The following is a 25,339-nucleotide window of genomic DNA, read 5'->3' as shown; positions in this document are numbered from 1 at the left end:
TTTTTTATGCCCGTTGCGCGGCCTTCCACGATGCATGCAAAGAGAAAGAAGCGTGGGAAGTGGAAGAGCGTCAAGCGCTGCTGCTGGCCGATAAAACCACGCTGGCCGGTGCAGCCACCGAAGATCTGCTAGAAAATCGAGACCCAGCAACACCACGGCGACGAAGCGTAATCTGCGCGCTGCTAGCTGACCGCTGCTAGCTGACAAGAACGGCACCTTCGGGTGCCGTTTTTTATGCCTGTCCACATTGCCATGCGCGAAAAGATAGCGTGGCAGGCGGTAAATGATGGCAGCCCATTCCATTTGTCTATTCGATTGGCATGCATATCGCTACGGCAGCACATCATTTATATCGCTCACTGAAAAACACGATTTTCGGCTGTCGCTTGTTCGCACCCATTCATTTTTATTTCGCAGCCTATCTATATAAATGGCAAGCGTAAAATGGAAGGTCAACGCATGCATTAGAAGTCATGCTCTTATTACTGGCCCAGATGACGAACAAGATTCCTATGCAGGCATGCATCCTGATACGCTGATAGCTTAATACGGCCGAGTTAAATTACGTCGAGCATGTTTGAATTGATGGACTAAAACCGTGTAACGCGGTTGACGCCAGACTCGTGCAGGTGCGAGGCAGGATGGGTAGACGTCGCGCCGACGAATTTGAAGTGAGCGCTTACAAGAATGGCTGCTTGCCGTTGACGGCTCTTGGCTACTGCTGTTGCGTCATCCCGCTTTGCTGCCTATGGGCTCGCCCAACTGCTGGTGATGACGCATCACGGCGTTGTTGTGGCGTCACGCCCCGTTGCCTGCGCCACGCCAGTTTTCAGTTCATTCATGCTAAGATTTGGCGCATGATTGCCCAAGCCCTGTTTACTCCCGCCCAGCAAAAACTGCTGGGTTTGCTCTTTGTCCGCGTGAATGAAGGCTTTCACTTGAACGAGATCATGCGCTTGACGGGGCTGGGCAGCGCGTCGGCGCAGCGCGAGCTGCGCCGTCTGCATGAGTCCGGCCTGATCATATCGGAGCGGATCGGTAATGTGCGGCGCTTCTGGCCTAACAAGGAAAGTCTCGTGTATCCGGAGTTGAGCGGACTGGTGCAAAAAACCTTCGGCATCGTCGGCGTGCTCAGCATGACCCTGGCGCCCTTGCGTGCCCAGCTGCACCTGGCATTTGTATCGGGCGCCGCGGCGAAGGGGCAGGACATGCCCGGCAGCGCCATCGATTTGCTGCTGGTGGGCGAAGAAGCCAATTATGGCGATCTATTGACGGGATTGGCCCCGGCCGAGCGAACCTTACGGCGTAAAATCAATCCCAACCTATATACGCTGGCCGATTATCGCCGGCGGCTGCGTGAAGGCCAGCCATTTCTGCTGCAGGTATTACAGCAGCCGAAGTTGTTTGTCATCGGCGATGAATCGCTATTGCATGCGCTGGCATTACCGGATTCTTCATTACAAGTGAATGACATGCCATCTGTATTCTAAAGGCCGGGCCTGGCATTCAATTTCAGGTGCATGAAATTGTTGACCAGAATAATATCTGAGGCGGACTGATCGTATGATGAACAAACTACAGGCTTTCGGTTTAATTGTTTCCCAGGCGGTGCGTGGAGAATTAACGTTTCCCACGAGTGTTAATTCAGCACTGCAATTGCAATTGGCCCTGGCTGAACCGGACTGCCATATCGACCATGCGATCAAGCTGGTACTGGCCGAGCCCTTGCTGGCGGCGCGCACGGTCGCGCTGGCCAATTCGGCCGTGTACAGCCGCGGCGATGCGGCGCCCGTGACCAGCGTGCGCGCCGCCGTCATGCGCATGGGCTACCGCAATCTGTACGCGCTGGTGGCGGCCATGGTGGTGCGCCAGTTCGGCAGCAAGATCATCGACCCCGTGCTGCGCCAGAAGGCGACCCAGCTGTGGGAGCACACGGCGCACGTGGCGGCGCTGGCGCATGTGCTGGCCCGCCGCGTGACGCACGTCGATGCCGATACAGCGCTGTTCGCCGGCATCGTGCATGAGGTGGGCGGTTTTTACCTGTTGTCGCGTGCCGATGAATTTCCCGGCCTGCTCGACGACGATGTCGATCACTGGATGGAGTCCGCCGAAGAAATTATTTCCCGCGAAGTCATGAAGAAGCTGCTGATTCCGCGGGCCGTGAGCGAAGCCATCGAAGGCTTGCGCGATGGCTTGCTGTCCATTCCGCCCGACTCCCTGCTCGATACCTTGTTGTTGGCCAAGCAACTGTCGCCCGTGCCCTCGCCCTTGCAGGTGACGTACGTGGAAATGCTCACGCCCTCCGATTCCGTCATCGATTTCATCATCGACAACGAGACCCTGCAAAGCATCCTGGCCGAATCGGACGAGGAAGTACGCTCGATGAGTGCGGCTTTGCTGGTGTAGCTGAAAACGCCACCGGCGAAAAAAAACGGCAGCGCCATCGAGGCGTTGCCGTTTTACCTTCAGGTGCTGTGTTTTACTTCTGCTGCGCGATCCACCGGTCGACCTTGGCTTCCAGCAGTTTCAGGGGCAGGGTGCCGTCACTGAGCACCACTTCGTGGAACTTTGGCAGGCTGAACTTGTCACCCAACGCCTGCTGGGCACGCTGGCGCAGTTCGACGATTTTCAGCGAACCGATCTTGTAGCCCAGCGCCTGGCCAGGCCAGGCCATGTAGCGTTCCGTTTCGCTCCTCGCCACCGCGTCATAGCCGAGGGTGTCGCGCATGTACTTGATCGTCTGCTCGCGCGTCCAGCCCTTGGTGTGCAAGCCCGTGTCGACCACCAGGCGCACGGCGCGCAGCATCTCGTCGTTCAAATGGCCGAAGTACTGGGCAGGATCGTCGAACAGACCCATTTCCTTGCCCAGGGTTTCCGCATACAGGGCCCAGCCTTCCGTGAAGGCATTGTTGCCGCCGAAACGGCGGAAGTTCGGCAAGTCCATCTCTTGCACCAGCGCCAGGTGGAAATGGTGGCCAGGTTTACCTTCGTGCAGGAACAGGGTGGTCATGCCCGTGTCGCCATACAGTTTCGGATCGGTGACGACGGACCAGAAGACGCCCGGGCGCGAACCGTCGGCGGCCGGGGCCGTGTAGTGGTCGGCGGCCGTGTCGCGGCTCAGTTCAGGTTCCAGGCGCAAGTCCAGCGGCGCTTTCGGCACCAGGGTGAACAGGGCGGGCAATTTGCTGTCCAGCAGCACGTTCAGCTTGCGGTAGACGTCGAGCACTTCCTGCTCCGTCTTGAACGGGCGGTATTTCGCTTGTTCCGACACCCACACGGGCAAGCCGGCGGCCGGGCCGTTGTAGCCCATCTTCGGACCGACGATCGCGTATTGTTCCTGGATGCGCGCCACTTCCTTCAAGCCGATGGCGTGGATCTGCTCCGGTTTCAAATCCGTCGTGGTGCTGCTAGCCACGCGCGCCTGGTACCAGGCCGCGCCATCGGGCAGGGCGCTCCAGCCGCTGCTCGTGCGGCCGACCGGCAGGTAATCGCGTTCCATGAAGGTGGCCAGGCGCTGCAGCGCAGGCATCAGCTTGGCCTCGATGATGACGGTGTAGGTTTGCGTCAGGCGTTCCCTGTCGGCGGCGGAAAAGCTGGCCGGCAAGTTCTTGATGGGCGTGTAATACACGCTGTCCTGCGGCGTGGCGCTGACGAGCTTCTTGAATTGCGGCAGGGCCGATTCCGTCAGCGCCTTTGGCAGCACGATGCCCTTTTGCATGCCGACTTTCATGTTGGCGATGGCCTGGTCTATCCAGCCCGGCAACTGGCCGATACGGCTCAGGTAAGCGTCATACTCCTTGACCGTGGTCAAAGGTTGCGATGCCTCGCCGCCCGCATAATTGGCCAGGGTGACGGGCATGCTGTCCATCTGGTTCAAAGGCAGCAGGTATTCGGGGAAGCGCTCGAAGCTCTGCGCCGTGGCCAGTTCATAGTCGAGGATATCGTAGTTGATCTGGTCCTGGTGCGACAGCTGCGCGCGGGCAATACCGCGCAGGGTCTTCTGGTACTGGCGGTACAGGGTGAACTGCTTTGCGCGCGCGGCGGGCACGATGGCTGAACCGAGCTGGTCGTCAAAACGGTTGTCGCCGCTCTCGGTGGCATTGATCGGCTCGAAACGGGCCAACGCATCGTAGTACTGGTCGGCCAGCACTTGCAGCTGCTGCTTGGCTTTTGGCGCGCTGACGGCCGGCGCGACGGCCGCTTTGGCCGCGGGCTGGGCCGCTTGCGCCATGGGAGAGTAGGCGAGCAACAGGGAGATGGCCAGGGTGCCGAGGGTGCCGGCGGCAAAACGATGCTTCATGCGCGAGATCCTTTGAAGGAGGGAATGAACGGAGGCGTAGCGAGGTCGGGGGTGGCCGTTCAAGAAGGAACAGCCGGGGCGTAAGCATACGCCATTGCCCAGTGCGTTTGGATAAATTGTGCGGAAGGAATGTTGCTATTTTGCCGTAGGCGGCAGGGCCGCTTTCATGGCTGACCAGTGGCTGCTGGTCAAGGGACGGCAAGCAGGGCAGGGCGTGGCGGCGATCAGGCTTTCGATTTGCTGCGCGCGCGCCGCCGTTTGCGGATGCGAGGAAATCCAGCCCGGCACCTTGGCCTGGTCCTTGTCATCGAGCTTCTGAAAAAAACGCAGCATGCCGTCGGGACGGATCTGCGCGCGCTGCAAGGCCAGCAAACCGAGCCGGTCCGCTTCTTCCTCCATGTCGCGGCTGAAATACAGGGTGCCGGCCTGGTGCGCCAGCATGGCGGCCACGGCGCTGATGTCGCCGATGGTCACGCCCACCAGGGCGCCCCAGCCCAGGCTGGTGATCATTTGCCGCAACGAATGGCGCTGTTCCACGTGCTGCACTTCATGCGCGAGCACGCCGGCCAGTTCGTCCGGGTCCCCCGCCTGGCGCAGCAAGCCCGTATGCACGATGATGATGCCGCCGGGCATGGCAAACGCGTTGACCGTGTCATCCTGCTTGACCAGCCAGCGGTACTGGTAGCGCGAACCGGCCGTCAGCTTGCGGCCGATGTCCTGCACCGTCTGCTGCGCCACGCCGTTCTCGACGATGCCGCCCTGCGCGCGCACTTGCGCCAGGGCCAGTTCGCCCAGCTGCTTTTCCGTCGAGAGGGGAATCCATCCCGCCAGCGCGCCGATGGCGTTGCTTCCTTGCCACCACAGCAGGGCCGCAGCGACGACGGCCGCGCCCGTCAAGCCGGCCAGCCAGCCCGACACCTGCCGCCGGTTGCGCTGGCGCTCGCCCCACAGGCGCTGCAGTTGCGGCTGCAGCGCGGCCGGCGCTTCGCGCAAGACGATGGCGATGTCGTCCGCCGTCAGCGGCTTGAGCGAGGCTTGCCGTCCTTGTTCGTCGAGCCAGTTCAGGGACAGTTCCGGTCCGTCGACACCGCCCACGCTGACGACCAGCTGCGCCACGTCGACATCATGGCCGGGCGCATCGATGGTCAGCTGGCTGCCGAAGAAATGCGCGCTGACGGCTGTGCCCGCCGGGCCGCCGTCGGGGCCGCTCAGCAGGGCCTGGAAGGGTGTCATGCGGCGGCCTCGGCAAAGCGGCTTTCGTACAGGGCCGCCATCAGGTCGGACTGGCTGATGATGCCGGCCAGGCGTTCTTCCTCGTCGAGGATGGGGATATGGTGGTAGCCGGCGTCGGCCATCAAGGGCACGAGGTCGATGATGGGCGTGCCGAGGCGGGCCGTGTGCGGCGACGGCGTCATCAGCTGTCCCACCGCTTCCGGCTTGTCGCTGTGGGACAGGCCGCTGCGCTGCAGCAAGCCGCGCAGGCGCTGGCGCATGCCCTGATAATCGTCGAGCCCGCCATGGCGCAGGAAATCCGTCTGCGTGATGATGCCGATGACGCGGCGCGCCCGGTTCACGACGGGTAGCGCACCCACATCGTGCTCGCGCATGGTGCGCCAGGCAACATCGAGCGGCGTGCCGAATTCCACGCTGAGCACATCCTTCGACATGATATCGGCGCAGGTGACGACGCCGAAGCGGCGCTGGTAGGCGCGCATTTCCGTTTGCAGGAAGATCGCCTGCAAATCGTCGCGGCTGATGTCGAGCACTTCACTGTGCTGGCGCAAGACGGCATCGAGGTCATCCGGTGAAAACCCCAGGCGGTTGCTGGGCACGTCATCCTTGGTGGCGTGCGGATGCGGCGCCACCAGTTGCTGGACGTGCGGGTAGCGGCGTCCCGTCAGGTTGTTGTACAGCACGGCGCAAGCGACCAGCACGGCGGAATTGAACAGCACCGTGATGAAGACGAATTCAAAGCCGGCCGCATGCACGCTGGCGCCGCCGACGACGGTGGTGAGCGCGACGGCCCCGCCCGGCGGATGCAAACAGCGCAGGGCAAACATGGCGCCGATGGCCAGGCAGGCGGCCAGCGCCGCCACGCCCACGCTGGATCCGAACCATTTGACGCAGGCCATGCCGACCAGGCCGGAGACGACGTTGCCGCCCACCACGGACCACGGTTGCGCCAGCGGGCTGGCCGGCAGGCAGAACAGCAGCACCGCCGAGGCGCCCATGGGCGCGATCAGGTAGACGCTGGCGCTGTCCGGGGCCAGCAGGAAATGGCAGATCAGGCCCGTCAGCAGCAAGCCGCAGATGGCGCCCGCGCAAGCGCGCAATTGTTCGCGGCGGCTGCCGTTGTTCGGTTGCGGCAGCCAGCGTGCCAGGAAAGAAGTCGTCATGGGGAGGGCGCGTTCGGGCCGCGTTGCTCAGTGTGAGCCCGATATTATCCCATGCGTTCCATTTCGCTGCCGGTGGGCATTAATCCTCGGCGCAGACGGCCTGCAAGCCGTGCCGTGCCAGCAGTTTCCTGGCGGCCGCGATGGCGGACGGCGCCGGCTCGCTGCTGGCGCAGGCATAGATGTCATTGAGGATCGTCGCCGCATCTTTGCCCGTGACGGCGGCCATCAGCTCGGCCAGGTTACGGTCGGAAAAGTGTTCATATAGCAGGGCCAGCACGGCGAAATACGCCGTGTCTGGCATGCCGCCGGGATAGCCGCTGCGCAGCATGCGCGCGGCGCCGGACAGCGTTGGGGGCAGGGTATCTGGCATGCTCAAGCGGCTTCTCCTGGGTGGTGCTCTGATACGTGCTTATATGTTTTCCGCATAAGCACAGTGCAATTAAATGGTGGATATTTCTTACAAGCAGGCATATTCTAGACAATCACGCCCGCTGGCAGCTGTTCAGCTGGCTTCACGATTTCTCTCAGGAGCCCTGCATGCGCCTTTCCCGTTTCGTCGCCCCATTCTTTGCCAGCCTGCTGCTTGCCGGTACCGCTATTGCCGCCGCCCCCACACCGGCCAACCCGGTCGCCACGCCGCATCTGCCGTACAACGCGGCGGCCGACGCCAAGGCCGACGTGGCCCGCGCGCTGGCCGAAGCCAAGGCGGCGCACGTGCCTGTCTTGCTGATCTTTGGCGCCAACTGGTGCGAGGATTGCCGCGCACTCGACAAGGCCTTGAAGGAAGGCAAGAACGCCGAGCTGATGCAACAGCAGTTCAAGGTCGTCAAGGTCGACGTGGGTAACTTCGACCATAACCTGGACGTGGCGCAAGCCTATGGCAATCCGCTCAAGAAAGGCATCCCCGCCGCCGTGCTGGTCTCGAGCGACAACAACCAGGTGCTGTACGCCACCAAGGGCGGCGAACTGGCGAATGCCCGCCGCATGAGCGAGAGCGGCATCTATGATTTCTTTAAACAAGCCGCCAGCGTGAAAGCGCCGGCGATTTAAGCGTTTTTCAAACTTCCTTAAAACTCTTCCCACGCATCGCTGGCCGGCGCTTTCGGGCGCGCTGGCGTGGGCAGCATGGGCTTGTGCGCTGGCTGCCGAGGCTGCTGCTGCTGCTGCGCCGCATGCCCCGTTTCTTCCAGCTTGAAAACGCTGACCACCTGCGCCAGGCGTCCCGCCTGGTCCTGCAGGGATTGGGCCGCCGCCGCCGCTTCTTCCACCAGCGCTGCATTTTGCTGGGTCGCATCATCCATCTGCGTGACCGTGGCATTGACTTGCGCGATGCCCTGGCTTTGTTCCTGGCTGGCCGACGCGATCTCTCCCATCAGGTCGGCGACTCTCTGGACGGAGACGACGATGTCCTGCATGGTGGTGCCGGCCGAGTCGACCAGCTTGCTGCCCGCTTCCACCTTGCTGCCCGAGTCGACGATCAAGTCCTTGATTTCCCGGGCTGCTGCCGCTGAGCGTTGCGCCAGGTTGCGCACTTCGGTTGCCACCACGGCAAAGCCGCGGCCCTGTTCGCCCGCGCGGGCCGCCTCGACGGCAGCGTTCAGGGCGAGGATATTGGTTTGAAAGGCAATGCCGTCGATCACGCCGATAATGTCCGCGATCTTGCGCGAACTTTCCGTAATCGCACCCATCGTCTGCACGACTTGTCCGACCACTTCGCCGCCTTTGACGGCGTGGCCCGAGGCCGACACCACCAGCTGATTCGCCTGGCGCGCGTTGTCCGCATTCTGTTTCACGGTCGACGTCAGCTCTTCCATGGCCGCCGCCGTCTCTTCCAGGCTCGATGCCTGGGCTTCCGTGCGGGCAGACAGGTCCAGGTTGCCCGACGCGATCTGGCTCGATGCACTGGCAATGGCCCCGGTACTGTCGCGAACTTCGCGTATCGTCACGTTCAGCGACGCGACGAAACGGTTGAAGGCAGCGGCCAGCGCGCCGACCTCGTCTTCCGATTCCACGGGCATGCGGCGGCTCAAGTCGCCATTCCCGCTGGCGATTTCGCTGAGCATATCCGCTGCCCGCGCGACGGGCGCGGCGATGGCGCGGCTGATGACATAAATGATGCACAGGGCGATACCGCCACCGACCAGGCCTGCAATCAGGGCGGCGATCAGGGCCGAGCGCGTGACATTGCCCAGCACTTCCGCTTCCGGCACTTCGGCCATCACATATAGATTGAGTTCCGGCACGAAGGAAGCGGCGACGAACCGGCGTCCCGCAGGCGCGTCGTAGACGGCGTACGCGTATTTGTTGCCGGTCAGCAGGCTCTTGCTCAGGCTATCGCTAAATCCGGGCAAATCCTTGAGCAGGTGCTTGCCGTCGGACAGGGCCGTGTCGCGGTGCACCAGCAGCACGCCATTGGCGCGCGCCAGGTAGACATGGCCCGTCTGGCCGATCTTGTAGCTGCGGATGGTGTCGGCCAGCGCATTGATGGACAAGCCCAGGCCGGCCGCGATCTGTTTGCCGCCCGCCGTCTGGCCGCGCGCATTCAGATAGAGCATCAGGTCGCTGGAATTGTCCGCCTTGTCGATATCGAGCGTGTAGGCCTTGTCGCCGGCCAGCAAGCCATAAAACCACTGGTCGGCTGCCTGGTTCTTGTCCAGGGTGCGCAGCAAGCCTTCCGTGGTGAAGTATTTGCCCGTGCTGGCGGAAGCCCAGTTGATCGAGGCGGCCTTGTTCTTGTCCTTGACCACGGTGGCGTAGCGCTGGAAGGTGGCGATGCCGCTGTCGGGCAAGCCGGCGTCTTCCCAGTCTTGCAGATAAACATCGTTGGCCATGGTTTGCACCACCGACAGGGGTTGGCTGATCTGGCGCAGCACGTCGTTGCGGATCTCGCCCACCTGCGCCGGCAACTCCTGGCTGACGACGCGCTCGCGCACGTAATCGCTGCTCATGCGCACGCTGAGGAAAGACGAGATCGCCATGAAGAGCAGCAGGCACAAGCCCATGCTGAACAGGAGTTTTTTCTGGATGGAGAGGCGGCGGAGCAGAGACATGGAAGACCTTGGAGGATGGCCTGCACAATAGACAGAAAAGCGGGCAGGCGAGCGGCCAGTATACCGGCCGGGCCTGCCGTCCCGCCGCACTATTGCTGCTTTTCGTTCACTAATGTTGCGTTACGGCAACGTGTTTTCCACATCTGCCCCGCATGGCCGGAAAACGCCTCAGGCAGGCAAGCCGTGGGCGATCAATTCCAGCGGCAATTCCGTGCTGTACTTGATTTGTTCCATGGAAAAGGCGGACGACACGCCCGTCAGTTGTGCTGCCTTGATGAGTTTTTTATAAAACGTGTCATAGCCCTTGATATCGGTGGTGACGACTTTCAGCAGGTAGTCGATGTCGCCGCTCATGCGGTGAAATTCCTGTACCTCGGGCAAGACGATGACGGCGGCGGCGAAGCGGCGCAGCCATTTTTCATCGTGCTGTCCCGTACGCACGCTGACGAAGACGGTCACGGGCAAACCCACTTTTTGCCGGTTGACGATGGCCACGCGGCTCTCGATATAGCCGTCTTCCTCGAGGCGCTTGACCCGCTTCCAGCACGGCGTGCTGGACAGGCCGATCTTTTCGCTGAGGGCGGCGATCGACAAGGTGCTGTCCTGCTGCAGGGCGGCGAGGATGGCGCAGTCGAATTTGTCGAGCGAGGCGTTTGGTGAATTCATTTTAATATTCCGGTTTTTATGGCATGAACATGCTGCATAGTAGCGTAGTTGCAGTGTCTTTTGGCATATCTTCACGGGGACCGGCCGGTAGACTATCGAGATGTTCCAGCCACCTGCGCTGCGCCTTTTTAACTGCGCCCTTTTTATAGAATATTCGGACTGCCATCATGAAAGAAATCTACCTCGACAGCAATGCCACCACTTGCGTGCTGCCCGCCGCCGTTGCCGCCGCCCGGCAAGCGATGGAGCAGGGCTATGGCAACCCCAGCAGCACACATGCGACGGGTTTGCAGGCCAAGGCCATGATGGATGGCGTGCGCCAGCGCGCCAGCGGCTTGCTGGGCGTGGGCGATGGCCGTCTGATGTTCAACAGCGGCGCCACCGAGGGCATCCAGACGGCCGTGCTGTCGGCCCTGTGCGCGCTGCGCGAACGGCGCGACGCGGGCAAGCGCATCGGCAGCCTGCTGCTGTATGGCGCGACCGAGCACAAGGCCGTGCCGGAAAGCCTGGCGCACTGGAACCGTTTACTGGGCCTGAACCTGGAAGTGCGCAAGCTGCCCGTCGATGCGCAGGGGCGCCACGACCTGCAGGCGCTCGATGCGCTGATCGGCGAGGCGGCCATGCTGTGCACGATGGCGGCGAATAATGAAACCGGCGTCGTCAGCGATTTGTCCGCCATCGCCCAGCTGCTGCAGGAACGCGGTGCCGACGCCTACTGGATGGTCGATTGCGTGCAGGCGCTGGGCAAGCTGAAACTGAACCTGGCCGCCACGCGCATCGACTACGCGCCGTTTTCCGGCCACAAGCTGTATGCGCCCAAGGGCATCGGCATGCTGTATGTGCGCGCTGGCGCGCCATTTACGCCCTTGATGATGGGCGGCGGCCAGGAAGCGGGCCTGCGTTCTGGCACGGAAAACATGGCCGGTATCGCCGCGCTGGACGCCGTGCTCGCCGCGCTGGACGATGGCAAGACCTTCCGCAGCCACGCCGACCTGGCCGCGTTCCGCGAGCAGCTGGTGGCCAGCCTGGAACACGCTTTCCCTGGCATCGTGTTCAATATGCCGTTCGATTTGTCCTTGCCGACGACGCTCAATTTTTCCGTGCCGGGCCTGTCCTCGAAAGAGCTGCTGGATCTGTTCGACGCGGCGCGCGTGCGCGTCAGCTCTGGCAGCGCCTGTTCCGCCGCCAAGGCGCTGCCCAGTTATGTGCTGGAAGCGATGCACGTGCCGCAATGGCGCGCCAGTTCCGCCATCCGGCTGTCGTTCGGTCCCCTGATCGATGCGGCGACGGTCGCTTCCGCCTGCGCGCGCATCGAGCGCTGCGGCGAAGCGCTGCGCAGCAGCTGTTTGCTGCCGTCGGCGCTGGCGCCATCGCCGCAGGACGGCATAATCCAGCTGAGCGTCGACGGCCAGTGCACCTGGCTGCTCAGCGACGCCGCCAGCGCCAGTTGCGTCGTCATCGATCCCGCAGCCGCGCTCGTGCCGCGTCTGGCCGCTTTCATCCGCTGCCAGCACCTGGCCTTGCGCGCCATCGTGCACACGACGGCGCCAGCGGACCATGGCGCCGCGCGTCTGGCGCTGCTGCAGGAACTCGCTATCGAGCAGGTGGGCCGCGTCGATATCGATGGCGAGCTGGCGCTGGGCCGGCAGCGGCTGCGCCGCATCGAGTGCGGCGAAACCCATGTGTACCTGCTGGAGCAGCGCTTCGCCTTCATCGGCTCCCTGGCGCCCGAGGCGCTGACCCCCTTGCTGGATGCGGCGCTGCTGACGCAAGACACGGTGCTGTGCGCGTCCGGCGACGACGGCAGCATCTGCGGCACCGTGCGCACGGTGCAGAACGGTAGCGTGCCGGCCGCCGAACTGCAGCTCGACGCGGCCGCCTTGCCCGCCTTCCTGCGCCAGCATCCCGACGCCATCCTCGTCGACGTGCGCGAAGCCTATGAACACGCGGCGTGCGCCGGCACGGTCTTCGAGGGCTGCGAAGTGCGCAGCGTACCGCTGAGCCGCTTGGCGGGGCAGGTGGCGGCCTGGCTGCAGCATCCGCAGCGCCCGCTAGTGTTTTTCTGCCGCAGCGGTAACCGCAGCGCACGGGCCGCCGCCTGCCTGCGCCGCTTCGGTCACGGCGCGGCATGGCAACTCAACGGCGGCATGGCGATGGCGGAGGCGACGCGCCATCCGCTGGCGATTGCGGCCTGAACTGCTTGAACTTTCTTCCATGAAATATTGCACCGTGCCATCATCGGCACGGTGCATGTCGCGCCTTTTCTCCCGTTCATTTCCCAGCGGCATTTTTCTGCCATTCAACGCGCTGATTTCTTTGCTGAAACGCCCCTAAAACACGGAGTATGTACGCTAGCGCACGGTCTTGCCTGCGCCGCCCTCCTACGATGAAGTTCAGAAAATCTCCCTATACCCTGAGATTCGTCGCAACGCTCCGGCGCTTCGCTTTCCGTCTTCGCCAGTGTCCGATCGTGTTCTTCCAGACTGGGCCCGCATGACGGTGGCCGCTGGCTGCCTGCGCGCACCTAGCGAGGCTAAAGTTGAAAGAGTACACAGCAGTTGTCACGCAGCAGATCAAGGAACAGGTTTCCAAAGTCAAAGAAATCTTCCGCGACCATTCCCTTGGACCGGACACCTTCGACGCCGCGCGCGACGATGCCTTGCCCCTGCGTTCCGAGTTATTCAGCGCCATGCAGATGGCCGCCCACGGCAAGCACGTGGCCGCCGGCCATGCGGTGGGCAGGCATCATGGCCGCGACCGCCTGTTGGCGCGCCTGGCCGACAATGCGGCCCTCATCACGGCCACCGTCAATGAGCTGACGGCGACTGTCAAAAGCGGGCGCCAGGTCACGCCCGCCTCGGAGTGGCTGCTCGATAATTTTTACCTGATCGAAGAGCAGATCCGCACCACGCGGCGCCACTTGCCGAAGAATTACAGCAAGGAGTTGCCACGGCTGAGTTCCGGCGTGGATGCGGGCTGCCCGCGCGTGTATAAAATCGCGCTGGAAATCATCTCGCACGGCGATGGCAGGGTCGACCTGGAAAACCTCTGCCACTTCGTCGAGGCATACCAGGACGTGGCCACCTTGACCCTGGGTGAACTGTGGGCCGTGCCCATCATGCTGCGTCTGGCGCTGATCGAAAATCTGCGCCGCGTCGCCGCGCGCGTGGCCGACGACCGCATGCAGCGCGATCTGGCCAACACCTGGGCCGACCAGATGACGGAGATCGCCGAGCGCAATCCCAGCGGCTTGATCCTGCTCGTGGCGGACATGGCCCGTTCGAATCCGCCGATGACCAGCGCCTTCGTGGCCGAATTGTCGCGCCGCCTGCAGGGACAGAGTTCCTCGCTGACCCTGGCGCTGTCGTGGCTGACGCACAAGCTGGCCGAGTCGGGCCTCACCATCGAGCAGCAGATCCAGTCGGAGATCGGGCAGCAAGCGGCCGACCAGGTCTCGATCGCCAACAGCATCGGTAGCCTGCGTTTTCTCGGCACCATGGATTGGCAGGAGTTCGTCGAGACCATGAGCGTGGTCGAGCAAACCTTGCGCCTGGACCCGGCCGGCACGTATGGCTTGATGGATTTCGCTACGCGCGACAGCTACCGCCACGCCATCGAACGCATCGCCAAGCGCAGCGCGCGCAGCGAAGTGGAAGTGGCCGAGATGGCGGTGCAGCTGGCGCACACGCACGGCAATGGCAATGACGCGCGCCGCGGCCATATCGGCTTTTACCTGGTGGGGCGCGGCGTGCTGGTATTGGAAAAGCAGGCTGGCGCCAGGCTGCCGTTCATCGAGGCGCTGCAGCATACGGCGCGCGCCGCGCCGCTGGCCAGCTATCTGGGCGCCATTGTGTTCCTGACCCTGGCGACGAGCGCCTTGCTGCTCGAGCGCGCCGTGCGCCATGGCGTGCAGGGCTGGCCCCTGGCGGCACTGGGCGCGCTGGCGCTGCTGGGCAGCAGCCAGCTGGCCGTGGCCGTGGTGAACTGGCTGGCAACCCTGATGACGTCGCCGCATCCGCTGCCGCGCATGGACTACCGGTCCGGCATTCCGTCCGATGCGCGCGGCATCGTCGTGGTGCCGACCCTGATCTACAGCGCGGAAAACGTAGCGGCCCTGTGCGAGGCGCTGGAAGTGCGTTATCTCGCCAACCGCGACCCGAACCTGCGTTTCTGCCTGCTGACGGATTTTGTCGACGCGCAGGCGCAAACCCTGCCCGGCGACGAAGCCCTGCTGAACCAGGCGCAGGAGACCATCCGTGGCCTGAACGAGAAATACCGCGTGGAGGGAGCCGAGTTCAAGGACAACGGCGACCTGGCCGACCCGGAAGAGCTGGGCCATGTGGGGCCGTTCCTGCTGCTGCATCGTCCGCGCCTGTGGAATTCGCAGCAGAATGCGTGGATGGGGCAAGAGCGCAAGCGCGGCAAATTGTCCGACCTGCACGCGTTTTTGCGCGGCGGCGCGCGCGACAAATTCTCGCTGGTGGAAGGCGAGTTGCGCGGCCTGCGCACGATCAAATACGTGATCACGCTCGACACCGATACGCAGCTGCCGCGCGACGCGGCGCGCGAATTCATCGCCACCATGATGCACCCGCTGAACCGTCCCGTGCTCGACGCGGCCGGCACGCGCGTGGTGGCCGGCTACGGCATCCTGCAGCCGCGCGTGGCCGTGGCGCTGCCCAGCGCGAACGCGTCGCGCTACGAGCTGCTGTGCGGCGGCGAACCGGGCATCGACCCGTACACGCGCACCGTCTCCGACCTGTACCAGGACGTGTTTTATGAAGGCTCGTTCATCGGCAAGGGCATCTATGACCTCGACATGTTCGAGCGCGTGCTGGGCCAGCGCCTGCCCGACAATAAAATCCTCAGCCACGATTTGCTGGAAGGCTGTTATTTGCGCGCCGGCCTGCTCAGCGACTCGCAGCTGTACGAGGAATATCCGGCCCGCTACGACGCCGACGTCAGCCGCCGCCAGCGCTGGATCCGCGGCGACTGGCAGCTGATCGGCTGGCTGCTGGGCCGGGTGCCGGGCCGCGCCGGCAAGCGCGAACGCAATCCTTTGTCGATGCTGTCGCGCTGGAAGCTGTTCGACAACCTGCGCCGCAGCGTCGTGGCGCCGGCCACCACCGTGTCCCTGTTGCTGGTGTGGGGCTTCCTGCCGCACGTGGCCTTCTGGAGCGCGGCCGTGCTGGCCATCATCTTCCTGCCGCCCGTGTTTTCGGCCCTGTACGATCTGCTGCGCAAACCGCGCGACACCCTGTGGCGCCAGCATCTGGCCGCCTTCGAGCGGCGCTGCGGCGTGCAGTTTTCGCACGCCATGCTGACCCTCGTCTTCCTGCCGTATGAAGCGTGGATCAGCCTGGACGCCATCGCGCGCACGCTGTGGCGCCTCGGCGTGTCGCACAAGCACTTGCTCGACTGGCGCGCCTCGAACCTGCACAGCTCTTCCGGCAGTCAAGCCGACAGCTGGCGCGCCATGTGGTGCTCGCCCGCGCTGGCGCTGGCCACCTTCGCCTCCTTGCTCTACTGGCGCCCGGCCGCCTTGCCGGCCGCCGCCGTGGTGCTGCTGTTGTGGCTGGCCGCGCCCGCCATCGCCTGGTGGATCAGCCGCCCCATCGAGCGGGCCGTGGCGCGCCTGTCGGCCGAGCAGGGACGTTTCCTGCATGGCGTGGCGCGCAAGACCTGGGCGTATTTCGATACCTTTGTCGGGCCGGACGACCACTGGCTGCCGCCCGATAACATGCAGGAACATCCGAACCTCGTGGTGGCGCACCGCACTTCGCCGACGAATATCGGCCTGGCGCTGCTGGCCAACCTGACGGCCTACGATTTCGGCTACGTGACCCTGGGCCAGTTGATCGAGCGCAGCCGCGCTACCCTGCACAGCATGGGGGAGCTGGAACGCTTCCAGGGCCATTTCTATAACTGGTACGACACGCAAACGCTCAAGGCGTTGCAGCCGATGTACATCTCGACGGTCGACAGCGGCAACCTGGCCGGCCATCTGCTGACCTTGCAACCGGGACTGGTGGAACTGTACGACGCTCCCATCATCGGCGCGCAAGTGGTGCAGGGCATCCGCACGACGGCGCAGGTGCTGCAGGAATTCATCGCCGCCGAAGGCGAGGGCAAGGCCATGCGCGAGAGCATGAGCCTGTTGCAGGCGCAGGCCGCGCCCGCCACCTTGGCCGAATGGCATGCTTATCTCGCCGCCGCGAATGGCGCGGCCGATGCGCTGTTGTCGCTGACCCTGCAAAGCGAGGATGGCGAGCTGTCCATGTGGACGGGCGCGCTGGCGCGCCAGTGCCGCGCGGCGCTGGCCGAATTGCTGCAACTGGCGCCGTGGGTGGCGCAGGCGGGTGTCGATCCTGCTTGGCTGCGCATGCCGACCCTGCGCGAACTGGCCAACCTGGAGGTGCCCGAAGGCACGCCATCCGAGCTGGCCGCCCTGCTGGCGCAAGGCCGCGAACAGGCCGGCCGCCATATGCGCGACATCGCCCACGCGGCGGGCCAGGCGCGCGACTTCGCGCAGATCGAATACGGCTTCCTGTACAACCCGTCGACCAAGCTGCTGGCCATCGGCTACAACGTCAGCGAACGGCGCCTGGACCCCAGCTACTACGATTTATTGGCTTCCGAAGTGCGTCTGGCCAGCTTCATCGCCATCGCCCAGGGCCAGCTGCCGCAGGAGCACTGGTTCGCCCTGGGCCGCCAGCTGTGCATGGTGGCCGGCCAGCCCGTGCTGCTGTCGTGGAGCGGCTCGATGTTCGAGTACCTGATGCCGCTGCTGGTGATGCCGAACTACCCGAACACCCTGCTCGACCAGACCTACCACTCCGTCATCGAGGCGCAGATCGACTATGGCCGCCAGCGCGACGTGCCGTGGGGGATTTCCGAGTCCGGCTACAACACGGTCGACGCCAGCCTGAATTACCAGTACCGCGCCTTTGGCGTGCCCGGCCTGGGCCTGAAGCGGGGCCTGGCCGACGACCTGGTGGTGGCGCCGTACGCCAGCATGATGGGCCTGATGGTGCAGCCGGAAGCGTCGTGCCAGAACCTGCAGCGCATGCAGGCGGCCGGCTACATGGGCCGCTACGGCTTTTTTGAAGCGATCGATTTCACCACCGCGCGCCTGCCGCGCGGACAGGGCAGCGCCGTCATCCGCTCCTTCATGGTGCACCACCAGGGCATGGGCTTTCTGGCCCTCAGCTACCTGCTGCACGACCGCCCGATGCAGCGCCGTTTCGAGTCCGATCCGCTGCTGCAATCGGCCTTGCTGGTGCTGCAGGAGCGCACGCCGCAGGCCGGCGCGTTTTACTCGAACACGGCCGAACTGGCGGTGCTGCGCAGCGGCGCGCCCGAGCAGGCCATGCCGATGCGCATCCTCACGCAGGCCAACAGCGCCGTGCCGGAAACGCAGCTGCTGTCGAATGGCCGTTACCACGTCATGGTGAGCAATGCGGGCGGCAGCTACAGCCGCTGGAAAGACCTGTCCGTGACGCGCTGGCGCGAGGACAGCACGCGCGACAACTGGGGCAATTTCTGCTACCTGCGCGACCTCGACGACGGCGCCGTCTGGTCCACCATGTACCAGCCGACCCTGGCCGAACCGAAGAAATACGAAGTGATTTTTTCGGAAGGGCGGGCCGAGTTTCGCCGCGCCGACCATGGTCTCGACCTGTACACGGAAATCGTCGTCTCGCCCGAGGACGACATCGAAATCCGCCGTACGCGCATCAGCAATAATTCGAACCGCCAGCGGCGCATCGAGATCACCAGTTTTGCCGAAGTGGTGATGGCGCCGGCGGCGGCCGACGCGGCCCACCCCGCGTTCAGCAAGCTGTTCGTGCAGACGGAAATCCTCGCGCATGAAAAGGCGATCCTGTGCACGCGCCGGCCCCGCTCGAAGGACGAGCAGATGCCGTGGCTGCTGCACGTGATGACCGTGCACGATATCGAGCGCTACGAAGTGTCGTTCGAGACGGACCGCGCGCGCTTCATCGGCCGCGGCAACACGGCGCAACTGCCGCAGGCGCTGCAGGACGACGGGCCGCTCAGCGGCGGCCACGGTTCCGTGCTCGACCCCATCGTGGCCATCCGCTACGTCATCACGCTCGAACCCGACCAGGCCGTCACCGTCGACAGCGTCACCGGCATGGTGGAGCAGCGCGAGGCGGCGCTGCACCTGATCGACAAATACCAGGACCGCCATCTGGCCGACCGCGTCTTCGAACTGGCCTGGACGCACAGCCAGGTGGTGCTGCGCCAGTTGAACGCCAGCGAAGCGGACGCGCAGCTGTATGCGCGCCTGGCCAACGCCGTGATCTACCCGAATGCGGCCCTGCGCGCCGAAGCGAGCATCCTGATCAAGAACCAGCGCGGCCAGTCCGGCCTGTGGGCCTATGCGATATCCGGCGACCTGCCCATCGTGCTGCTGCAGATACGCGACGCGGCCAATATCGAACTGGCGCGCCAGATGGTGCAGGCGCATGCCTATTGGCGCCTGAAAGGATTGATCGTCGACCTGGTGATCTGGTACGAAGAGCAGTCGGGCTACCGCCAGCTGCTGCACGACCAGATCATGGGCTTGATCGCCTCGGGCATCGATGCGCAGGCGATCGACCGCCCGGGCGGCATCTTTGTGCGCCTGGCCGAGCAGATCGCCAACGAAGACCGCATCTTGCTGCAATCGGTGGCGCGCGCCATCATCAGCGATTTGCGCGGCACCCTGGCCGAGCAGGTCAAGCGTCCGCCGAGCCCCGTGCTGCGCATGCCGCCGCTGCTGCAGGACCCGGCACGCGAGCATGGCGGCGTGCCGCACCGGGCGCCGCAGCGCGAGCTGATCCTGGAAAATGGCCTCGGCGGTTTCACGCCCGATGGGCGCGAATACGTGATCACCACGGCAGAAGGCAAGCAGACGCCGGCGCCGTGGTCGAACGTGCTGGCCAATGCGCAGTTCGGCACGGTGGTGTCCGAAGCCGGCCAGGCGTACACGTGGAGCGAGAATGCGCATGAATTCCGCCTCACGCCATGGCAGAACGACCCCGTGTCGGACCTGTCGGGCGAAGCGTTTTATGTGCGCGACGAGCAGACCGGCCAGTTCTGGTCGCCTTCGTCCCTGCCCGCGCGCGGCAGCGGCGACTACGTGACGCGTCACGGTTTCGGCTACAGCATTTTTGAGCACAGCGAGGGCGGTATCGCCACCGAGTTGTGCACCTATGTGGCGCTCGATGCGGCCGTCAAATACTCGGTGATCAAGGTGCGCAACGACAGCGGCGTGCCGCGCCGTTTGTCCGTCACCGGCTACGTGGAATGGGTGATGGCCGACCTGCGCGCCAAGTCCGGCATGCATGTGGCCACCGAAGTCGATACGATCAGCGGCGCGCTGTTTGCGCGCAATAACTACAACACGGAGTTTTCCGGCCGCGTCGGCTTTTTCAATACGGACGCCAGCATCCGCTCCATCACCTGCGACCGTAATGAATTCATCGGCCGCAACGGCAGCCTGGCGCAGCCGGCGGCGCTGCGCCGCGTGCGCCTGTCCGGCAAGGCGGGCACGGGGCTGGACCAGTGTGCCGCCATCCAGGTGCCGTTCGAACTGCAGCCGGGACAGGAGCGCGAGATCGTCTTCCTGCTCGGCGTGGGCGGGCGCCGCAATGCCGACGCCAGCACCATGGTGCAGCGCCATGCGGGCAAGGAAGCGGCCCGCATGGCGCTCGACGCGGTACGCGCGCACTGGGACACCACTCTGGGCGCGGTGCGCATCGAAACGCCCGACCCGTCGCTCGACGTGATCGCCAATGGCTGGCTGATGTACCAGACCATCGCCTGCCGTTTGTGGGCGCGCAGTGGTTATTACCAATCCGGCGGCGCCTACGGTTTCCGCGACCAGCTGCAGGACGCGATGGCGATGATCCACACGGCGCCGCAATTGCTGCGCAAGCACTTGCTGCTGTGCGCGGCGCACCAGTTTGTCGAAGGCGATGTGCAGCATTGGTGGCATCCGCCGTCGGACCGGGGCGTGCGCACGCACTGCTCCGACGATTACCTGTGGTTGCCGCTGGCCGCCTGCCGCTATGTGATCGCCACGGGCGACGTCAACGTGCTGTCGGAAGTGGCGCCCTTCATTGAGGGCCGGGCCGTCAAGCCGGAAGAGGATTCCTACTATGACTTGCCCATGCGTTCGGGCGAGTCGGCCGACCTGTACGAGCACTGCGTGCGCGCCATCCGCCATGGCTTGCGCATGGGCGTGCACGGCTTGCCGCTGATCGGTTCCTGCGACTGGAACGACGGCATGGACAAGGTGGGCGAACATGGCAAGGGCGAGAGCGTCTGGCTGGCCTTCTTCCTGTACGAAGTGCTGCAGCGTTTCGCCGAGGTGGCCATGCTGCGCGGCGACGCCGCATTCGCCCAGTTCTGCCGCGACGAAGCCGTGAAACTGGCGGCCAACGTCGAGGAACATGCTTGGGATGGCGAGTGGTACCGGCGCGCGTATTTCGACGACGGCACGCCACTGGGCTCGCACACGAACGAGGAATGCCAGATCGATTCGATTTCGCAAAGCTGGGGCGTGCTGTCGGGCGCCGCCAACAAGGAGCGGGTCGCCGGGGCCATGCGCCAGGTCGATGCGCGCCTCGTGCGCCGGGATTCCGGCGTGATCCAGCTGCTCGATCCGCCGTTCGACAAGGCCGACCTCAATCCCGGCTACATCCTCGGCTATGTGCCGGGCGTGCGCGAGAACGGCGGCCAGTACACGCATGCTGCCATCTGGACGGCGATGGCGTTTGCCCGCATGGGCGACGGCGAAAAGGCGTGGGAATTGCTGCGCATGATCAATCCCGTACGCCATGGCGTCGACGCGCAGGCGGTGGCGCGCTACAAGGTGGAACCGTACGTGGTGACGGCCGACGTGTATGCCGTGGCGCCGCACGTGGGGCGCGGCGGCTGGAGCTGGTACACGGGATCGTCGGGCTGGCTGTACCGCCTGATCGTCGAATCCCTGCTCGGCTTGACGCGCGAAGCGAACGTGCTGCGTCTGGCGCCGTCCATGCCGGTCGAATGGGACAGCTTCAAGCTGCATTACCGTTTCGGCGCCAGCAGCTATGCCATCACGGTGGAGCAGGCGCAGGGGCGGCCCGCGGGATTGTCGCTCGATGGCGTGGTACAGGGCGGCAACAGCATCGCCCTGCGCGACGAGGGCCGCGAGTATGCGGTGCTACTGCTGCTCTAGTTTTGCCACTTCTCGTGTTCGGGACGGCGCCGGCCAGCCAGCAGGATCAGGCCGGCGCCAAATAGCAGCAAATCGCGCGTGCGCACTTCGGGCGCGGATGGCGTCGCCGTCTGGTGGTGACGCAAGGGTGCCACCATGGCGGCGGCAGGCTGGCTGGCGCAAGCGGCCAGGCACAGCGCCGCCACGTTTCTATTCAACTGCATATATTCCTCAAGAAGCGCGCTGACCGTTCCGGATCGGCGCGCCGGTATTCATGTCGCCGATATTGTAATTATGAGCATGAATATTGTAAATAGGAAATTATGCAGAGTTGTCTCAAAATCCCAGGGCGGCGCCCGCGCCCAGCAGGGTGGCCACGCCCAGCACGGCAAAGACCAGGGCCGCGATACCATGCACGAGGCGCAGCGGGACGCGGTTGGCGATCCTGTCGCCCAGGTAGACGGCCGGCACGTTGGCCAGCATCATGCCGAAGGTGGTACCCAGCACGACGGAAACGATATCGTGGTAGCGCGCCGCCAGCGCCACCGTCGCCACCTGCGTCTTGTCTCCCATTTCCGCCATGAAGAAGGCGATCAGGGTGGTCAGGAAGACGCCGTATTTGGCCAGCTTGGTCTCTTCTTCATCGAGCTTGTCGGGGATCAGGGTCCAGGCGGCCATGGCCAAAAAGGATACGCCCAGCACCCAGCGCAGCACGTCCGGGCCCAGCATGCCGGTGATCCAGGCGCCGACGGCGGCGGCGAACGCGTGGTTGGCGACGGTGGCGACGAAAATGGCCAGCACGATGGGCAGGGGTTTGCGGAATTTGGCGGCCAGCAAAAAGGCCAGCAGTTGGGTTTTGTCGCCGATTTCAGCGAGACCGACGATGCCGGTGGAGATGAGGAATGCTTCCATGAGATTGCAAGAGGTACGCGGGCCGGACGAATTAACCAATGATCCACGGGCGACTCCGGCCCATGCGGCCGCCCTGGATCAATGGTCTCGTCAAGTTTTGCAACCACCTGCACCATGGCCTGCGGGCCAATCATGTTGATACAGGTTCCCGCGGCAGGACCGCGGGACGACTACTCCCCAATGTTCGAGGCGCATCATACGCCTATGCGTGTTTCTGCGCCAGTGCCGCCGGCCGCGGGCGCCGTGCTGCGTGTGGGACTTCCACAACAATGATCGATTGCAAACAGACTCGACTTAGAATGCAGTTCTGTCCACGACTCCCAGATGGAATGCGCCATGCCGGTTCTTGTCCGCTTGCTTGCCCTGTGTTTGACCTTGTTTGCTCCCTTGCCTGGCCTGTGCGCCGCCGCGCCCTTCGACGACAAGTTCCGCCAGCTCGAAGAACTGCTGCCCACGCCGAACAGCTACCGCACGGCGTCCGGCGCGCCCGGTCACGCCTACTGGCAGCAGCGCGCCGATTACGTGATCCGCGCCACGCTCGATGAGGCCCGGCGCGCCATTACGGCCAGCGAACAGATCACCTATCACAACCGCTCGCCCGACAGCCTCGCGTATCTGTGGCTGCAGCTGGACCAGAATGGCTTGCGCCAGGATGCCGACCAGCGCCGCGTATTAAGCGCACCGTCGCGCCAGGCCTGGTTGAGCGGCAACGAAGATGAAGCGCTGAAATTCGAGGACTTGCGCGCCATCCATGCGGGGCGCGAGTTTGACGGCGGCTTCAAGCTCACCGCCGTGAAAGCGGCCAGCGGCAAGCCGCTGCCGTATGTGGTCAACCAGACCATGCTGCGCATCGATTTGCCGGTGGCGCTGGCGCCCGGCCAGAGCGTCACGTTCAACATCGACTGGTCGTACCGGATCAATGACCAGAAGGTGCTGGTCGAGCGCTCCGGCTATGAGTATTTTGAGGACGACAAGAACGCTATCTTCCAGATCGCGCAGTGGTTCCCGCGTATGGCCGCGTATTACGACGCCGTCGGCTGGCAGCACAAGCAGTTCCTCGGCTCCGGCGAATTCACGCTGGAGTTTGGCGACTACGAGCTGTACCTGACCGTGCCGGACGACCACGTGGTGGCCGCCACGGGCGAGCTGCAAAATCCTGGCGCCGTATTGAGCGCGGCGCAGCGCGAGCGCCTGGCGCGGGCGAAAAACAGCGCTACGCCGCTGCTGGTGATCACGCCCGCCGAGGCGCTGGCGGCGGAAAAGGGCAAGCCGGCGGGCATGAAAACCTGGCACTTCAAGGCGGCCAATGTGCGCGACGTGGCGTGGGCTTCAAGCCGCAAGTTCATCTGGGATGCGCAGGGGCTCGACAGCGGCGGCAAGCGCGTGATGGCCATGTCGTATTATCCGAACGAGGGCAATCCGCTGTGGCAGCAGTACAGCACGCGCGCCGTCGTGCATGCGATCGAGCAGTACAACAAGTACAGTTTCGATTACCCGTATCCGAATGCGATTTCCGTCAATGGCGCCGTGGGCGGCATGGAGTATCCGATGATTGCGTTCAATGGCGGGCGCCCCGTGAAGGACAAGAAGACGGGGGAACTCACGTATTCGAAGACGACCAAATATGACCTGATCGGCGTGATCATCCATGAAGTGGGGCACAATTATTTCCCCATGATCGTCAATTCGGACGAGCGCCAGTGGACGTGGATGGACGAGGGCCTCAACTCCTTCCTGCAGTACCTGGCCGAGCAGGCGTGGGAAGAGCATTTCCCTTCCTGGAATGGCGAGCCGCGCAAGATCGTCGACTACATGCGCAGCCAGAACCAGGTGCCCATCATGACCAATTCCGAGTCCCTGCTGCAGTTCACGGCGAATGCCTACGACAAGCCGGCCACGGCGCTCAACATCCTGCGTGAAACCATCCTCGGGCGCGAGCTGTTCGACTTCGCCTTCAAGCAGTACGCCTTGCGCTGGAAGTTCAAGCGCCCGACGCCGGCCGACTTTTTTCGCACCATGGAAGACGCTTCCGGCACGGACCTGGACTGGTTCTGGCGCGGCTGGTTCTATACAACCGATGCGGTCGACATCAGCATCGACGGCATCAGCGAATACGGCGTGAGCACGAAGAATCCGGAGGTCGAGAAAGCGTGGAAGAAGGCGCAGAAGGAGGCGCAGCCCATCTCGATCTCGGACCAGCGCAACAAGGCGCTGCCGAAGAAGGTGGATACCGATCCAGCGCTGAAGGATTTCTATAACCGGCACGATGAATTCACGGTCACCAACAAGGACCGCAACAGCTATGCGGAAGAGCAGGAAACGCTGGAGCCGTGGGAGCGGAAGCTGCTGGAACAGCGCAACATGGGCAAGCATCTGTACCTGGTCGATTTTTCGAATCTCGGCGGCCTGGTGATGCCGCTGATCCTGGAAATCGAACTGCAAAGCGGCAAGAAAATCATCGAGCGCGTGCCGGCCGAAGTGTGGCGCTACGCGCCGCACAAGATCAGCAAGGTGATCATCACGGACGAGCCGATGGTGGGCCTGGTGCAGGACCCGTACTGGGAGACGGCCGATATCGACACCAGCAATAACGCCTGGCCGCGAAAGATCACGCCGTCGCGCCTGGAGTTGTTCAAGCAGGACCGCGACAAGCATAATCTGATGAAGGATTTGAATACGCCGCTGAAGGCGCCCGAGGCCAAGCCGCAAGCCAGGGCAGATGAAAAATAGGGAAACAGCGTCGGCCGGTCCGGCGCTTTTTTCTGCCGGCCTGCGCCGGAAGTGCTATTCTGCGCGACGCCCCGGC

At 63.9% G+C, this 25,339-nt stretch carries 15 protein-coding genes and 1 riboswitch; of the genes, 7 read left to right on the top strand and 8 right to left on the bottom strand.

Going from position 1 to position 25,339, the window contains the following annotated elements; genetic code table 11:
• The 3 genes from CSQ95_RS29830 to CSQ95_RS09850 form a co-directional block, all read left to right on the top strand.
• Positions 1-200, top strand: a 200-nt coding sequence (locus tag CSQ95_RS29830) for a hypothetical protein (protein WP_218963594.1), incomplete at its 5' end; no start/stop codon positions are given.
• A gap of 441 nt (positions 201-641) precedes the next feature.
• Positions 642-1,490, top strand: coding sequence for an ArsR family transcriptional regulator (locus tag CSQ95_RS09855; RefSeq protein ID WP_257218003.1), 849 nt, complete (start codon positions 642-644; stop codon positions 1,488-1,490).
• Positions 1,491-1,566: 76 nt separating this feature from the next.
• A complete protein-coding gene (locus tag CSQ95_RS09850) occupies positions 1,567-2,406 on the top strand; it encodes an HDOD domain-containing protein (protein WP_099409327.1) in 840 nt (279 codons plus the stop codon).
• A gap of 73 nt (positions 2,407-2,479) precedes the next feature.
• On the opposite strand, the gene CSQ95_RS09845 is transcribed toward CSQ95_RS09850, so the two are convergent.
• The 4 genes from CSQ95_RS09845 to CSQ95_RS09830 all read right to left on the bottom strand — a co-directional run bounded on the left by CSQ95_RS09845 (position 2,480) and on the right by CSQ95_RS09830 (position 7,066).
• Complete coding sequence (locus tag CSQ95_RS09845; protein ID WP_099409326.1) at positions 2,480-4,300, bottom strand: DUF885 family protein; 1,821 nt, start codon at positions 4,298-4,300, stop codon at positions 2,480-2,482.
• A gap of 135 nt (positions 4,301-4,435) precedes the next feature.
• Positions 4,436-5,533, bottom strand: a complete 1,098-nt coding sequence (locus tag CSQ95_RS09840; RefSeq protein WP_099409325.1) for a M48 family metallopeptidase — start codon at positions 5,531-5,533, stop codon at positions 4,436-4,438.
• Positions 5,530-6,696, bottom strand: coding sequence for an HPP family protein (locus CSQ95_RS09835; protein WP_099409324.1), 1,167 nt, complete (start codon positions 6,694-6,696; stop codon positions 5,530-5,532). Before CSQ95_RS09835 ends, CSQ95_RS09840 begins: the two co-directional genes overlap by 4 nt.
• A gap of 79 nt (positions 6,697-6,775) precedes the next feature.
• Positions 6,776-7,066 carry a DUF3349 domain-containing protein gene (locus tag CSQ95_RS09830; RefSeq protein ID WP_257218007.1) on the bottom strand — a complete coding sequence of 97 codons (291 nt, stop codon included), beginning with the start codon at positions 7,064-7,066 and terminating at the stop codon, positions 6,776-6,778.
• A gap of 167 nt (positions 7,067-7,233) precedes the next feature.
• Between CSQ95_RS09830 and CSQ95_RS09825 the strand changes: the two genes are divergently transcribed.
• On the top strand, positions 7,234-7,746 hold the full coding sequence (locus CSQ95_RS09825) for a co-chaperone YbbN (protein ID WP_205602315.1): 513 nt from the start codon (positions 7,234-7,236) through the stop codon (positions 7,744-7,746).
• A gap of 17 nt (positions 7,747-7,763) precedes the next feature.
• Here the strand turns inward: CSQ95_RS09825 and CSQ95_RS09820 are convergent, their stop codons facing one another.
• On the bottom strand, positions 7,764-9,746 hold the full coding sequence (locus tag CSQ95_RS09820) for a methyl-accepting chemotaxis protein (protein WP_099409322.1): 1,983 nt from the start codon (positions 9,744-9,746) through the stop codon (positions 7,764-7,766).
• 168 nt (positions 9,747-9,914) lie between these two features.
• Positions 9,915-10,412 carry an Lrp/AsnC family transcriptional regulator gene (locus CSQ95_RS09815; protein WP_099409321.1) on the bottom strand — a complete coding sequence of 166 codons (498 nt, stop codon included), beginning with the start codon at positions 10,410-10,412 and terminating at the stop codon, positions 9,915-9,917.
• Positions 10,413-10,579: 167 nt separating this feature from the next.
• On the opposite strand from CSQ95_RS09815, the gene CSQ95_RS09810 reads away from it, so the two are divergent.
• Positions 10,580-12,607 (top strand): aminotransferase class V-fold PLP-dependent enzyme, encoded by a 2,028-nt coding sequence (locus tag CSQ95_RS09810; RefSeq protein ID WP_099409320.1) that lies wholly within the window; start codon positions 10,580-10,582, stop codon positions 12,605-12,607.
• A gap of 407 nt (positions 12,608-13,014) precedes the next feature.
• Positions 13,015-21,642 (top strand): GH36-type glycosyl hydrolase domain-containing protein, encoded by an 8,628-nt coding sequence (locus CSQ95_RS09805; protein WP_180279010.1) that lies wholly within the window; start codon positions 13,015-13,017, stop codon positions 21,640-21,642.
• Here CSQ95_RS09805 and CSQ95_RS09800 read toward each other — a convergent pair.
• Together CSQ95_RS09800 and CSQ95_RS09795 are read right to left on the bottom strand one after the other, a co-directional pair.
• Positions 21,639-21,845: a hypothetical protein gene (locus CSQ95_RS09800; protein ID WP_099409319.1), complete on the bottom strand. Its 207-nt coding sequence runs from the start codon at positions 21,843-21,845 to the stop codon at positions 21,639-21,641. The genes CSQ95_RS09805 and CSQ95_RS09800 overlap by 4 nt on opposite strands.
• 112 nt (positions 21,846-21,957) lie before the next feature.
• Entirely contained in the window at positions 21,958-22,533 is a 576-nt protein-coding gene (locus tag CSQ95_RS09795; protein WP_099409318.1) for a TMEM165/GDT1 family protein, read from the bottom strand.
• A 9-nt stretch (positions 22,534-22,542) separates the two neighbouring features.
• Positions 22,543-22,724: riboswitch (yybP-ykoY riboswitch) on the bottom strand.
• A gap of 145 nt (positions 22,725-22,869) precedes the next feature.
• Here CSQ95_RS09795 and CSQ95_RS09790 point away from each other — a divergent pair.
• The gene (locus CSQ95_RS09790) at positions 22,870-25,263 is read left to right on the top strand and encodes a M1 family aminopeptidase (RefSeq protein WP_099409345.1); all 2,394 of its coding nucleotides are present in this window, start codon (positions 22,870-22,872) and stop codon (positions 25,261-25,263) included.
• Positions 25,264-25,339: the final 76 nt, after the last annotated feature.

It is taken from the genome of Janthinobacterium sp. BJB304, assembly GCF_002735765.1.
Classification (GTDB): domain Bacteria; phylum Pseudomonadota; class Gammaproteobacteria; order Burkholderiales; family Burkholderiaceae_D; genus Janthinobacterium.
Note: the sequence above shows the minus strand (reverse complement) of the source record. Positions and strands in the feature narration are given on the sequence as shown.

Coding starts and splice junctions, on each gene's coding strand:
- CSQ95_RS09855 (WP_257218003.1), top strand. CDS start 642: ATGGGTAGACGTCGCGCCGACGAATTTGAAGTGAGCGCTTACAAGAAT.
- CSQ95_RS09850 (WP_099409327.1), top strand. CDS start 1,567: ATGAACAAACTACAGGCTTTCGGTTTAATTGTTTCCCAGGCGGTGCGT.
- CSQ95_RS09845 (WP_099409326.1), bottom strand. CDS start 4,300: ATGAAGCATCGTTTTGCCGCCGGCACCCTCGGCACCCTGGCCATCTCC.
- CSQ95_RS09840 (WP_099409325.1), bottom strand. CDS start 5,533: ATGACACCCTTCCAGGCCCTGCTGAGCGGCCCCGACGGCGGCCCGGCG.
- CSQ95_RS09835 (WP_099409324.1), bottom strand. CDS start 6,696: ATGACGACTTCTTTCCTGGCACGCTGGCTGCCGCAACCGAACAACGGC.
- CSQ95_RS09830 (WP_257218007.1), bottom strand. CDS start 7,066: ATGCCAGATACCCTGCCCCCAACGCTGTCCGGCGCCGCGCGCATGCTG.
- CSQ95_RS09825 (WP_205602315.1), top strand. CDS start 7,234: ATGCGCCTTTCCCGTTTCGTCGCCCCATTCTTTGCCAGCCTGCTGCTT.
- CSQ95_RS09820 (WP_099409322.1), bottom strand. CDS start 9,746: ATGTCTCTGCTCCGCCGCCTCTCCATCCAGAAAAAACTCCTGTTCAGC.
- CSQ95_RS09815 (WP_099409321.1), bottom strand. CDS start 10,412: ATGAATTCACCAAACGCCTCGCTCGACAAATTCGACTGCGCCATCCTC.
- CSQ95_RS09810 (WP_099409320.1), top strand. CDS start 10,580: ATGAAAGAAATCTACCTCGACAGCAATGCCACCACTTGCGTGCTGCCC.
- CSQ95_RS09800 (WP_099409319.1), bottom strand. CDS start 21,845: ATGCAGTTGAATAGAAACGTGGCGGCGCTGTGCCTGGCCGCTTGCGCC.
- CSQ95_RS09795 (WP_099409318.1), bottom strand. CDS start 22,533: ATGGAAGCATTCCTCATCTCCACCGGCATCGTCGGTCTCGCTGAAATC.
- CSQ95_RS09790 (WP_099409345.1), top strand. CDS start 22,870: ATGCCGGTTCTTGTCCGCTTGCTTGCCCTGTGTTTGACCTTGTTTGCT.